The 12,746-nt window shown below is 69.2% G+C and carries 11 protein-coding genes and 1 tRNA gene; 9 read left to right on the forward strand and 3 right to left on the reverse strand.

The features are described 5' to 3' along the window. Positions 1-4: 4 nt before the first annotated feature. A complete protein-coding gene (locus tag ACTWPV_RS30465; protein ID WP_443154414.1) occupies positions 5-610 on the reverse strand; it encodes a TenA family protein in 606 nt (201 codons plus the stop codon). 23 nt (positions 611-633) lie between these two features. Here ACTWPV_RS30465 and ACTWPV_RS30470 point away from each other — a divergent pair, with 23 nt between their 5' ends. After that, positions 634-1,296, forward strand: coding sequence for a GOLPH3/VPS74 family protein (locus tag ACTWPV_RS30470; RefSeq protein WP_347645933.1), 663 nt, complete (start codon positions 634-636; stop codon positions 1,294-1,296). 5 nt (positions 1,297-1,301) lie between these two features. Here the strand turns inward: ACTWPV_RS30470 and ACTWPV_RS30475 are convergent, their stop codons facing one another. Further along, complete coding sequence (locus ACTWPV_RS30475) at positions 1,302-2,567, reverse strand: LCP family protein (RefSeq protein WP_443154415.1); 1,266 nt, start codon at positions 2,565-2,567, stop codon at positions 1,302-1,304. A gap of 292 nt (positions 2,568-2,859) precedes the next feature. On the opposite strand from ACTWPV_RS30475, the gene ACTWPV_RS30480 reads away from it, so the two are divergent. Together ACTWPV_RS30480 and ACTWPV_RS30485 are read left to right on the forward strand one after the other, a co-directional pair. Beyond that, positions 2,860-4,206, forward strand: a complete 1,347-nt coding sequence (locus ACTWPV_RS30480) for a hemolysin family protein (RefSeq protein ID WP_443154416.1) — start codon at positions 2,860-2,862, stop codon at positions 4,204-4,206. Next, positions 4,203-5,219 (forward strand): hemolysin family protein, encoded by a 1,017-nt coding sequence (locus ACTWPV_RS30485; protein ID WP_347645930.1) that lies wholly within the window; start codon positions 4,203-4,205, stop codon positions 5,217-5,219. Before ACTWPV_RS30480 ends, ACTWPV_RS30485 begins: the two co-directional genes overlap by 4 nt. 443 nt (positions 5,220-5,662) lie before the next feature. On the opposite strand, the gene ACTWPV_RS30490 is transcribed toward ACTWPV_RS30485, so the two are convergent. Then, positions 5,663-5,745: transfer RNA gene (locus ACTWPV_RS30490), tRNA-Leu, on the reverse strand. A 199-nt stretch (positions 5,746-5,944) separates the two neighbouring features. Here ACTWPV_RS30490 and ACTWPV_RS30495 point away from each other — a divergent pair. From ACTWPV_RS30495 to ACTWPV_RS30520, 6 genes are read left to right on the forward strand one after another with little or no spacing between them, the layout of a single operon-like run. Next, positions 5,945-6,685 carry an FhaA domain-containing protein gene (locus ACTWPV_RS30495; RefSeq protein ID WP_132630681.1) on the forward strand — a complete coding sequence of 247 codons (741 nt, stop codon included), beginning with the start codon at positions 5,945-5,947 and terminating at the stop codon, positions 6,683-6,685. Between the two features lie 17 nt (positions 6,686-6,702). Next, entirely contained in the window at positions 6,703-7,173 is a 471-nt protein-coding gene (locus ACTWPV_RS30500) for an FHA domain-containing protein FhaB/FipA (RefSeq protein WP_132590700.1), read from the forward strand. After that, positions 7,170-8,468: a Stp1/IreP family PP2C-type Ser/Thr phosphatase gene (locus tag ACTWPV_RS30505; protein WP_347645929.1), complete on the forward strand. Its 1,299-nt coding sequence runs from the start codon at positions 7,170-7,172 to the stop codon at positions 8,466-8,468. Before ACTWPV_RS30500 ends, ACTWPV_RS30505 begins: the two co-directional genes overlap by 4 nt. Continuing rightward, positions 8,469-9,863: an FtsW/RodA/SpoVE family cell cycle protein gene (locus ACTWPV_RS30510; protein WP_443154417.1), complete on the forward strand. Its 1,395-nt coding sequence runs from the start codon at positions 8,469-8,471 to the stop codon at positions 9,861-9,863. Then, the gene (locus ACTWPV_RS30515) at positions 9,860-11,320 is read left to right on the forward strand and encodes a peptidoglycan D,D-transpeptidase FtsI family protein (RefSeq protein ID WP_443154418.1); all 1,461 of its coding nucleotides are present in this window, start codon (positions 9,860-9,862) and stop codon (positions 11,318-11,320) included. Before ACTWPV_RS30510 ends, ACTWPV_RS30515 begins: the two co-directional genes overlap by 4 nt. A gap of 21 nt (positions 11,321-11,341) precedes the next feature. Continuing rightward, positions 11,342-12,712 (forward strand): protein kinase domain-containing protein, encoded by a 1,371-nt coding sequence (locus tag ACTWPV_RS30520; protein ID WP_443154419.1) that lies wholly within the window; start codon positions 11,342-11,344, stop codon positions 12,710-12,712. Positions 12,713-12,746 lie beyond the last annotated feature (34 nt).

The raw sequence follows: 12,746 nt of genomic DNA on the forward strand, positions 1-12,746 counted from the left end.
GATGCTACGGCACGCTCCAGAAGGCCAGCTCGTGCGCCATGCCCTCCCTGAACTTCGCCTCCGCCCGCGCCGGGTCCGGGTCGGCCTCGTCGATCATCTGGGCGATGCGTACGGCGAGCGCGGCGAACCCGGGATCGGCGTACGTGTCCACCCAGGCCCGATATCTCGGCTCAGTAGGCGGATTCTCCGCCAATATCTGCCCGAGGGTCGAATATCCCCACATACACGGGTAAAGCGCCGCCAACCCCTCCCCGTACGACGCCGCCGACTCCAGCAGGAACCCCGTGTACGCCCCACACGCCGGCCCCTTCACCGCGCCCTCCAGGTCGGCCCCGAACTCCGCCGACAGCGACCTGTGCAGGTTCAGCTCGTCGTGGTACGTCGCGTGCGCCAGGTCCACCAGGTCGCCCAGATGCGGGTCGGGCGCCTGCCAGGCCAGCCGCGCGAACACCCGCACATAGTCCAGCAGGAACAGGTAGTCCTGCTCCAGCCACGACCTGAACACCGGTTCCGCCAGGTCGCCGCGGCCGATCCCGATCACCGTGGGATGGTCGAGCTGCGCCTGCAGCAAGGGACGGCCGATGGCGTGCAACTTCTCCGAAATGCTCATGGCTGGGAGGTTAGTGTCGGAAGATGACTGTGACGATCGCCGAAGAGTTCCTCCTGCTGTCCTACCGGGACGACAAGGGCACCCCGCTCATCGACTCCACGCGGCTCGACTCCGCGCTCGCCGGCGCGCTCCTCGCCGAGCTCGCCGTGGCCGGGCGGCTCGAGTTGTCCGACAAGAAGGTGGCGGTCACTGACCCGAGCCCGCTCGGCGACGCGGAGCTGGACGCCACGCTGACCCGCATCGCCACCGAAGGTAAGGCCAGGAAACCCGCCTGGTGGGTGCAGCGGCTGAAGACGGGCAAGCTGCGCACGCGCCTGCTGACCAAGCTGGCGGAATCGGGCGTGCTGGCGGAGGAGCGCGGCAGGGCCCTCGGCATCTTCCCCGTCACCCGCTGGCCGGAGGCGCACCCCGGTGTCGAGGCCGACGTGCGCGAGCGGGTGTCGGCCGTGCTCGCGGGCGCCACCCCCGACCCCCGCACGGCGGTGCTGATCGCGATCGCGCACGCGGCCAGGCTGGACCGCAAGGTCTTCCCCGACGCGGACAAGCAGCGGATCAAGGAGATCTCCGAGGGCGCGTGGACGGCCGACGCCGTCGCCAAGACCATCGCCGCCATCAACGCGGCCACGATGGCCGCCATCAGCGCCGCGACCGCCGCTGGCGCTGCCGGCAGCGCCAGCGGCGGCTGACGGCGTCAGCGGGCGTCGAGCACGCTCTTCGGCACCGGCTTGTCCTCCTTCAGCGCGTTGAACAGCGCCAGCGCCTTCTGCCGGTCGGACTTGACGGCCACGCCGCCGTTGGGGAGGTCCTCGTTGCCGCCGAACGGCACCACCGTCGTCACCGGGCTGTCGCCCATGGCGAGCCCCAGCGAGAGCAGGTCGAAGGCGCCGGTGCTCGAATCGACCGTCACCGCGTCCGTGGCGCTCATCGCCAGCGGGATCGACGTGAACGGGTTGATGAGCACCCCCGGGCTGGCCGCCTTCTTCACCACCGCCGCGAGGAACTGGCGCTGCCGCTTGGTGCGCTCGTAGTCGGGCAGCGCGCCGCCCTTGCGCGTGCGTACGTAGCCCAGGGCCTGGGCGCCGTCGAGCACCTGCTTGCCCTTCTTCAGCTTGAGCCCCGCCTTGGGGTCGTTCACGGCGGCCGTCACGTTCATCTCGACCCCGCCCACCGCGTCCACGATGTCGACGAACCCGGCGAACCCGATCTCCATGTAGTTGTCGACGCGCAGGTCCGTGACCGTCTCGATGGTGCGGACCAGCAGCTGCGGCCCGCCGTTGTAGGCGGCGTTGAGCTTGTCGCGCTGCTTGCCGTAGATGGTGACGGCCAGGTCGCGCGGCAGGCTGACCAGCGTGGGCGGGTCGTCGGTGTCGGGGATGTGCAACAACATCATCGAGTCCGTACGCTGCCCGACGGCGCGCCCCGTGGCCAGCTTCTTGCGCTGGGCCTTCGACAGCCCTTTGCGGCTGTCGGAGCCGACGAGCAGCCAGTTGGTGCCGGGGCCGTCAGGGGGGCGCTCCTCGTAGTCGGCGAGCACGTCGTCGATGCCGCCCAGCCTCGAGTCGATCCAGAAGAACATGCCGACGGCCGCGACCAGCAGCGCGACCAGGAGCCCCGCGACGATCTTCACGATCGTCCTGCCCGAGGGCCTCTTGCGAGGTTCCCTCGGCTCCTGCCCGCCCCTCGACCTCAACGGCCTGACGGGACCGCCCCCGCCGCCGGAGCGCTGCCTGCCGTACACGCGCCCGCCCGACCGGCGCGGCTCGGAACCGGGCGGGCCCGGCGGCGGCTCGGGGATCTGGGAGGCGGCAGGAAGCTTGTGGGTGGGCGCGCCCGGCCCGCCCGCCGGGAACCGGTGCGCGGGAGCGCCCCCTGAGCGCGGGACGTCGTTGGGCCGCGGTGGCAGCGGGCGGCCGTCGCCCGGCGAGCGCATGGCCCGCGTACGGTCGTCCTCAGACACTTCGCCTTCTCCCCTTTGCTTCGTACATAGACGCTACGTCCAACCCCCCGGCAGTGAAGGCGTTCGGTCAAGGATTTCCCACGGAAAAGTACACAGAACCAGCCGACCGTAACGGTGGAGCCGGGCCGCCGCCAAACCGGCGACGGGTCCTTGCGCGGGCTCGGGAAACATAGAGGCCATCGGCATCGTTACGGTTAGGGACGACGTCTATCGAAGGGATGATCGTGTCCGCTCCGGACTCGTGGAGTCTTTGCCCGTGCTCAGGCACGGGTTCCCCTGAAGGCTCACTGCGGTGAGCGCTTATCTCGGGCTGCTGTCCCTCATCCTCCTCACGGCGGCGACCGGCTATTTCGTCGCCCAGGAGTTCGCCTTCGTCGCCGCCGACCGCGGCATCCTGCGCGAGCAGGCCTCCGCCGGTGACACCGCCGCCGAGAGGGCCCTCCAGGTGACGTCCCGCCTCTCCTTCATGCTCTCAGGCGCGCAGCTCGGCATCACGGTCACCGCGCTGCTGGTCGGGTTCCTGGCCGAGCCGGCGATCGCCGTGATCGTACGCCCGTGGCTGTCCGACTGGGGGCTTCCCGACGGCATGATGACCGGCGTCTCCGTGGCCATGGGCGTGTTCGTGGCGACCGTGGTGCAGATGGTGCTCGGCGAGCTGGCCCCGAAGAACCTCGGCATCGCCAGGCCGGAGGCGGTGGCCAAGTTCCTGGCCCGCTCGACGCTGGCCTACCTCACGGTGGTGGGGCCGGTGATCCGGTTCTTCGACTCGGCCGCCACCGGGCTGCTCAGGCGGGTCGGCATCGAGCCCGTGGAGGAGGTCGAGCACGGCGTGACGCCCGAGGAGCTCTCGCGCATCATCGCGGAGTCGACCCAGGCGGGCGAGTTGCCTCCCAAGCTGTCGGAGCTGCTCGAACGGGCGCTGGAGTTCGGCGACCGCAGCGCGGAGGAGATCATGGTCCCGCGGCCCCGCGTGGTCGCGCTGCGCGACGGACAGCCCATCTCCGATTTGCTCGACGCCATGCGCGCGTGCGGTCACTCCCGCTACCCGGTCCTCGCCGAGGACGGCGACGTCGTCGGCGTGACGGGCGTGCGCGAGCTGCTCACCTCCGGCCTGGAGGAGGGCCCGATCTCCACGATCACCCGCCCCGCGCTGCTGGTGCCGGCCTCGGTGCCGCTGCCCGCCGTACTGGAGAGAATGCGGGTGGCCAAGGACGACGTCGCCTGCGTCATCGACGAGTACGGCGGCCTGGCAGGCGTGATCACCGTCGAGGACCTTGCGGAAGAGCTGGTCGGCGAGCTCGTCGACGAGAACGACCCGGAGCCGGTCGGCGCCCTCGAACACCCGGGCGGCGTCTGGGAGGTGCCGGGCAGTCTCAGGCTCGACGAGGTCGAGCGGGCCACCGGCGTGGCACTGCCGGAGAGCGACGACTACGACACGCTCGCCGGGCTGGTGCTGGCCAAGCTGGGCAGGATGCCCGAACAGGGTGACACGGTCACCGTCCCGATCAAGCCTGACACCGACCCGTTCACCGAGGACGTCGAGGAGCACCTGGCGGAGCTCACGGTCATGTCACTCAACCGCAGGGTGCCGGAGTGGGTGCGGCTGGCTCCTGCGCGACACGCGGAGGCCGCCCGATGAGCATGATCATTCTGAGCCTGGCGCTGCTGGCCTTCAACGCGCTGTTCGTGGCCGCCGAGTTCGCCTTCGTCTCCTCGCGCCGCCACCGCCTCGAGGAGATGGCCTCAGGCGGCAACCGCCTGGTCAGGCTCACCGCGAAGTCGGCGGTGCGCGGCGGCCGCCAGCTCTCCCTCATGCTGGCCGGCGCCCAGCTCGGCATCACCCTGTGCACGCTGGGCCTGGGTCAGGTGACCGAGCCGGCGATCGAGCACTATCTGGAGCCCGTCTTCGCCATGGCGGGCGTCCCCGAGGGCCTGCGCCTCCCGATCGCCCTGACCCTCTCCCTGGCCCTGGTGACGTTCCTCCACATGGTGATCGGCGAGATGGCCCCCAAGTCCTGGGCGCTGACCCACCCGGAGCGCGCGGCGCTCCTGCTGACCCTGCCGTTCCGCGGCTTCACGTGGCTGATGCGCCCTCTGCTCTCGGCGCTCAACGGCCTGACGAACGTCATACTCCGCCTCTTCGGCGTCAAGCCGAGGGACGAGCTGGCGACGACCAGGACGCCGCGCCAGCTCGCCATGCTGGTGGGCGAGTCGGGCCGCATGGGCCTGCTGGACAGGGAGGAGCACGACCTCCTGACCCGCGCCCTGCGCCTGGACGACGAAGGCATCGAACGCCTGATGACCCCCATCGCCCAAGCGGCCAAGGTCGCCCCCACGGCCAGCGCTTCTGAGATCAAGCAGACAGCGGTGGCCACGAACCACCTGCGCCTCCTGGTGGAGAACGAGTCGGCCCTGGAAGGCGCCCTGCACGCCAGGGACGCCCTGCTCAACCCCGGCAAGACGGCACGCGAGCTGGCCAGGGAGGTGCCGAGGCTCCGCAGCACCACCCAGATCCCCGAGGCGGTGACGGCCCTCCAGGAGGCCAGAGCCCACCTCGCCCTGGTCACGGACCAGCAGGACGCGGTCATCGGAATGGTGAGCCTCACGGACCTGGTGGGCGAACTCCTGGACACCAGAACCAAAGCAGCCTGACTGTGAACTAAAACACACACCAACGGTCAAGCGACCAGAAAGCATCTTGCAACCACCAAGGCGTACGGTCCCGAGAGCCCCCATCACCGACAGATTCTCGAAAAGGAAGACCCCGACCCTTGCGATCCGCAACGAGCTTCGCCAATGTGGGTCTGCACAAAAGAACCCAGGAACACCACCAGACACCCACGAGGGCCCCGGCCGAAGACCACCCACAGAGGAAAGGCCGGACACCACCCACGAGGGGAAAGGTCCGACACCACCACAAAAGGCCCTGGTCGAACACCAGCCACAACGGGGTTGTGATGGGGGCCCGGGGGTCTCCCCCGGGAGCGCCAGCGACCTGCCTGGGGGTCCGGGGGTTATCCCCCGGGAGACACGACGAGGGGACCCGAGGGAGCAACGCCTGAAAGGCTTGCGACCAAGGATCCCCTGTCAACGAGTGGGCGAGGAGGGATTTGAACCCTCACGTCCTTTCGGACACACGGACCTGAACCGTGCGCGTCTGCCGTTCCGCCACCCGCCCTTGTGGGTGCGGAAAGAACAGTAGCACGGAACAGCCACTGGTACTGAACCCGGATACGATCGCATAAGACACGGGAGCGGAGGAGCTGGGCGCGACAGCTGACGAGCGCCAGGGACGCCGTGAAGTGGAACGAGCGGAGACCGGGCGCCACGGGCGCCTGGGGGCCGCGATCATATGCACGGAGGAAGGGAGGTACCCGGTGGGAGTCCTTCAGCGCTTCGAGCGAAGGCTCGAAGGCTTGGTTGAGGGAGCCTTTGCGCGGGCGTTCAAATCTGACCTTCAGCCGGTCGAGGTCGCCAGCGCGGTTCAGCGGGAGATGGATGAGCGTGCGGCGATCGTCGCCCAAGGCCGCACACTCGTGCCCAACGACTTCGTGGTTGAGCTGTCCACGACCGACAGCGAGCGGCTTGAGGTCTACGCCGACAGCATCAGCCACGAACTGGCCAACCTCGCCAGGGAGTACGCCAAGGAGCAGGGCTACTCCTTCGTGGGACCGGTCCGGGTGCGTTTCGAGACGGCCGGCGACCTGGCTGTCGGGCTGTTCCGCATCAGGTCAGGCGTCATCCGCGGCGCCACGGTGGAGCAGGACGAGATTCGCCACCCGGCGAGCGACCTGCCTCCGTCGAGGCCGCACGCGTTCCAGGGGCGGCCCAGGCTGCTCGTCTCCACCCAGGACGACCCGCAGGGCGACCGTTCCTACGAGCTCACCACTCCGGTGACCTTGCTAGGCAGGGGCACCGACTGCGATCTTCGTCTGGTCGATCCGGGCGTTTCGCGTCATCACGCGGAGCTGCGTGTCGAGGGCCAGCTCGTGGCTCTCGTCGATCTCGGGTCGACGAACGGCACTTTTGTCAACGGCCAGCCGGTACGCAGGATCGAGCTCCAGAACGGCACGCGAGTGACGTTGGGGCGCACGACTCTGGTGTTCCGGCGCGATTAGAGGTAGACAGACGGTCCATGTCCGAGCTCACGCTGCTGCTGATCCGGCTCGCCTTCCTGGCGGTGCTGTGGTTTTTCGTCATTGCCGCAGTCGGCGTGATCCGGACTGACTTGTTCGGTTCACGCACGGCTCCCGCGGGCCCACGCAAGGGCGTGAAACCCGCCAAACCCGTGGCCAAGCCCAAGAGCAAGAAGGGTGAGCCACGCCAGCTCGTCGTTACCGGTGGCCCCCTGCAAGGCACCACCATTAACCTCACGGAGACGCCCATCACCATTGGCCGGGCGAACGACGCCACGCTGGTAGTCAGCGACGACTACGCATCCAGCCGGCATGCCCGGCTCTTCCCTCAGGACGGTCAGTGGATCGTGGAAGATCTCGGTTCGACGAACGGCACGTATCTCGACCGCTCGAAAGTCACCCGCCCGACCCCGGTGCCGCTCGGTGTTCCGATCCGCGTCGGCAAGACAGTCATTGAATTGCGCAAATGACCATCGCACTCCGCTACGCCGCCCGCTCGGACGTCGGCCTCCTCCGTGAAGGGAACGAGGACTCGGCGTACGCTAGCGGCCGCCTGCTCGCCGTCGCCGACGGCATGGGCGGGCACGCACACGGCGAGGTGGCGAGCTCAGTCGCCATCGACGCCATGGCCTCTCTGGAAGAGGCTCAACAGGGGGGTGACCTGCTCAACGCCATCGAGGCAGCCGTACGCGACGCCAACCGCAAGCTGCACGAGATGGTGGGGCGGGATCCCAGCCTCAAAGGCATGGGCACGACTCTCACGGCCATGCTCTGGCACGGCACCCAGGTCGCTTTGGTGCACGTCGGCGACTCGCGCGCCTACCTGCTCAGGCGCGGGGAGCTCTACCAGATCACCCATGACCACACCCTGGTCCAGCAGCTCGTCGACGACGGGCGCATCACGCCGGAGGAGGCGGCCACGCATCCGCAGCGGTCGATCCTGCTGCGCGCGCTCGACGGCAGCGGCGAGGTCGATCCCGACCTCACGCTCCGCGAGGCGCAGGTGGGCGACCGCTACCTCCTGTGTTCCGACGGCCTGTCGGGCGTGGTGAGCGCGGAGACGATGCACGCCACGCTCACCAACATCGACGACCCTGAAGAGGTCGTTCGCCAGCTCATCGACCTGGCGAACCGAGGCGGCGGGCCCGACAACATCACGTGTGTGCTGGCCGACGTGCTCGAGATCACCGATGGGCAGCAGGTGCCGGCCGACGCCGCCGTCGTGGGCGCCGCGGGCATGAACCGCCTGCGGGGCGCCGCGCAGGAGGCGGAGCCGCCGGGGCGAGCCGGCGCGGTGACCGCACCCCAGCCGGTGATCGCGGACGACGGTGACTTCGACGAGCCGGTCGCGCAGGCGACCCGGCGGTCGGGCCGCCGTCGTCTGTGGCCCGTGCTGGTCACCGTGCTCGGCATCGGAACGCTCGCCGTCGGTGTCGGCGGTTACTTTGGATACCAGTGGACCCAGGACCAGTTCTTCGTCGGTGCGAGGGGCGACGAGGTGGTCGTGTTCCAGGGGATCAAGGTCGAGGTGGGCCCCTTCCAGCTCTTCGAGGTCTCGCGGCCCACTGGCCGGCAGCTCTCCCAGCTGTCGGAGGCGGATCAGGAGCTCATCAAGAGCACCTTCCCCGTCACCACCGTCGACGAAGGCATCACGAGGATCAACGCGTTGAAGTTCTCCGAGGACCAGCAGAGCGAAACGTCCCCGTCCGCCACCACGTCGCCCACGCCGACCGCGAGCGCGACCAAGACGAAACAGCAGCAGTAGATGAGCGAAGTCGCCGCCGAACCGGTCCCGATGCCGGCCAAGCGCCGCGGGGCTCAGCTGGTCATGCTCGCTCTCGCGGTGCTGATCGTCATGGGCGCGTACGCCAACGTGGGCCTGGCGATGGACGGCGCGATCCCGTCGGGGATGCTGACGTACGGCCTGAGCCTGGGCGGGCTGATGCTGGCCGCCTACGCGGTGCTGGCGAAGTTCGCGCCGTGGGCCGACCCGCTGATCCTGCCGCTGGTGACGCTGATCAACGGGCTCGGCCTGGTGATGATCTTTCGGCTCTCCGAATCCGACTCGAACCTGCCCTCCGCCAGGCTGGCCTCGCCCAACTCGCAGCTGATGTGGACACTCGTCGGCATCGTGCTGTTCAGCGTCACGCTGATCTTCTTGCGTGACCACCGCGCACTGCAGCGCCTGACCTACACGGCGGGCGCTCTGGGCCTGCTACTGCTGGTCTCGCCGTTGATCCCGTTCCTCGGCCAGGAGATCAACGGCGCCAGGATCTGGATCGGCATCCCCGGCCTGGGCCAGCTGCAGCCTGCCGAGTTCGCCAAGCTGGCGCTGGTCATCTTCTTCGCCGGCTATCTGGTCGCCAAGCGCGACGTGCTCGCCCTCGCCGGGCGGCGGCTGCTCTTCATCGACCTGCCGCGCGCACGTGACCTGGGCCCGGTCCTCATCACCTGGGGTGTCAGTCTCGGCGTCCTGGTGATGCAGAAGGACCTGGGATCCTCGCTGCTGCTGTTCGGCACGTTCATCGCCCTGCTCTACATCGCCACGCAGCGTGTCTCCTGGGTGATCATCGGCATCCTGCTCTTCGCGGGCGGTGCCATCCTGGCGGGCCTGGTCTTCGACCACGTCCAGCAACGTTTCGAGGTCTTCCTCAACCCGAGCGACCCCGCGCTCTTCGACCGCGTCGGCGGCAGCGCGCAGCTCATGCAGGGGCTGTTCGCCATGGGCTCGGGCGGCATCCTCGGCACGGGGCTCGGCCAGGGACATCCCGAGCTGATCCCGCTGGCCTTCTCCGACTTCATCTTCGCCGCGACGGGCGAGGAGCTGGGCCTGACCGGCCTGATGGCCCTGCTCATGCTCTACGCCCTGGTGGTGCAGCGAGGCCTGCGCACCTCGCTGGCGGCCCGTGACCCGTTCTCCAAGCTGCTCGCGGGCGGCCTGTCGTTCATCCTCGCCTGGCAGGTGTTCATCATCGTGGGCGGCGTGACCAACCTGATTCCCCTGACCGGCCTGGTGACGCCGTTCATGTCGCAGGGTGGCTCGGCGCTGCTGGCTAACTGGATCCTTATCGCGCTATTGGTACGCATGTCGGATGCGGCGCGTAAGCCTCCGCCCCAGGCGATCCAGAACGAAGGGATGACGCAGGTGTTCCAGCGATGAACAGCACAATCAAGCGCACGGCCGTGGCCTGCCTGGCCATGTTCGCGCTTCTGATGGTCAACGTGAACTACCTGCAGGCCGTGAGGGCAGAAGGCCTGAGCACCGACGCCCGTAACACTCGTAACTTCTACGACCGTTACGCCGTCGAGCGCGGCCGCATCACCGCCGGCGGCAAGGTGATCGCGCAGTCCGTCGAGACCGACAGCACGCAGTTCAGGTTCGTCAGGAAATACCCCGAGGGCGAGCTCTACGCGCACGTCACCGGCTTCTTCTCGCCGGAGAGCGCGAGCGCCATCGAGGGCACCCAGAACAAGCTGCTCGACGGCTCCAGCGCCGACCTGTTGCTGAGGCGGAGCATCGATCTGTTCACCGGCGAGCCGACCAAGGGCGCCAACGTCGAGGTCACGATCGACCCCAAGGTGCAGAAGGCCGCCTACGACGCGCTGCGCCAGAGCGGCAAGCGCGGCGCCGTCGTCGCGCTCGAGCCGAAGACGGGCGCGATCCTCGCGATGGTGTCGCTGCCGACCTACGACCCCGCCGAGCTGTCGCTGACCGACAAGAGCAAGGTGTTCCCGCGCTACGACGAGCTGGCCAAGCAGAAGAACCAGCCGCTGCTCAACCGCACCATCGACCGCACCTACCCGCCCGGCTCGACGTTCAAGGTCGTGACCATGGCGGCCTACCTCGAGGACGACACCTCACGGGGGCCGCAGACCACCGTGGAGGCGCCGCAGCGGCTCCCGCTGCCCAACACGAACATCAGCCTGCCCAACTACGGCGGCGCCGCCTGCGGCAGCGGCCAGGTCACGCTGGTCTTCGCGCTGGAGAGGTCGTGCAACACGCCGTTCGGCAAGATGGGCATCGACCTGGGCTACGACAAGGTGCAGGAGCAATCGGTCAAGTTCGGCATGGGCGAGCAGGTCGCGATCCCGATGCCCGTGGCCCAGAGCGACTTCGGCCCCCGTGAGGACGAAGCGGCCGTCGCGATGGCCTCTATCGGGCAGCGCAGCAACCAGATGACGCCGCTGCAGATGGCCATGATCTCCGCGGGCATCGCCAACGAGGGCACGGTCATGAAGCCGTACCTCGTGAAGAAGGTCACCGACGCCCAGGGCGACTCGATCGAAGAGGCCGAGCAGGAAGAGCTGAGCGAGGCGGTCAGCACCGAGACGGCGGCCAAGCTGCGCGACATGATGGTGAGCGTCGTCAGCAACGGCACCGCCAACCGGGCGCAGGTGCCGGGCGTCCAAGTAGCGGGCAAGACGGGCACCGCGGAGACGTCCGACAACCAGCCTCCGCACGCCTGGTTCATCTCCTTCGCGCCGGCCGAGGACCCCAAGGTGGCCCTGGCGGTCATCGTCGAGTCCGGTGCGGCCAACGTCGGCGCGGAGGCCACGGGCGGCGGCACCGCCGCGCCGATCGGCAAGGCCGTGATGGAGGCGGTGCTGAACAAGTGAGAGACGGTAACCTGCTGGACCATGCGGCTCCGTAACCGCTACCTCCTGATCTCCCGCATCGCCACCGGCGGTATGGGAGAGGTCTGGCGTGCCCGCGACGAGCTGCTCGGGCGCGAGGTCGCGGTGAAGATCCTGCGCAGCCACATCCACGCCGACCCCACCTTCCGCGAGCGGTTCCGCAACGAGGCGCGGCTCACCGCGGCGCTGGCCGACCCCGGGGTGGCCCAGATCTTCGACTACGGCGAGGAGAGCGACCTCGCCTATCTGGTGATGGAGCTGGTGCAGGGCGAGCCGCTGTCGGCCATCCTGGCGCGCAACGGCGCGCTCGGGGCCGAGGTGGCGCTCGACGTCGTGCACCAGACCGCCAGGGCGCTGCACGCCGCCCACTCCTCCGGGATCATCCACCGCGACATCAAGCCCGGCAACCTGCTGGTCACGCCCGAGGGCACCATCAAGGTGACCGACTTCGGCATCGCGCGGGCGCTGGAGGCGGCGCCGGTGACGCAGACGGGCACGGTGGTGGGCACCGCCCAGTACGTCAGCCCCGAGCAGGCGCAGGGTTTCCCGCTCACGCCCGCCACCGATCTCTACTCACTCGGCGTGGTGGCCTACGAGTGCCTGGCGGGGCGCACGCCGTTCCGCGGCGACACCCAGGTGGCGATCGCCCTGCAGCACCTCAACGAGCAACCGCAGCCGCTCGGTGTGGACGTTCCCTCGCAGGTGCGCGCGCTCGTCATGGCGCTGCTGGCGAAGGAGCCGGGCCAGCGCCCGGCCACGGCGCTCGAGTTGGCCGAGCGGGCCCATGCGCTGCGCGAGTCGCTGGCGGGCACCCGGTCCGGCGCCCAGTCCGGCGCCGACCTCAGCATGCTGACCGACCCGGGCGGCTTCCGCGTACGCGAGCCTGCGCCTGAGGATCAGCAGGCGACCGACCGCATCGCCCCGGCCACCGAGCCCCATGCCCCGCCGGCCCGCAGGCGCCGTAAGGGCGCCAGGACGCTGGCCTTGGTCGCCACGGCGGGCTGCGCGGCCGCGGTCGGGCTCAGCGCCGTCACCTTCGCCAACCGGCCGCCGCCCGCGCCGACGCCTGACGTGGCCGAGCCGCGCGAGTCGCCGCCGCCGACGCCGCAGCAGGCCGAGCCCACGAAGAAAAAGCGCACCAAGCGGCCACCGGCGCTTCCGGTGAAGTCGCAGCGGCCTATACCCTCTCGGTCGGCTACCGTAAGCAAGTCGGCAACTCCCAGCAAGAAGCCGACGCCGAAACCGACCCCGACACGGACGACGCGGACCCCTACGCCCACGCCAACCCCGACGCCCACCACCACACCCACTACCCCGACACCCACCGCCTCGCCGGACCCGGGTGAGACAAACCCACCCAAGGAGCAGACGTGACGCGCAATGGGGTCGATGATGGACACCGGCGGCC

Source organism: Nonomuraea sp. KM88, assembly GCF_052245635.1.
Classification (GTDB): domain Bacteria; phylum Actinomycetota; class Actinomycetes; order Streptosporangiales; family Streptosporangiaceae; genus Nonomuraea.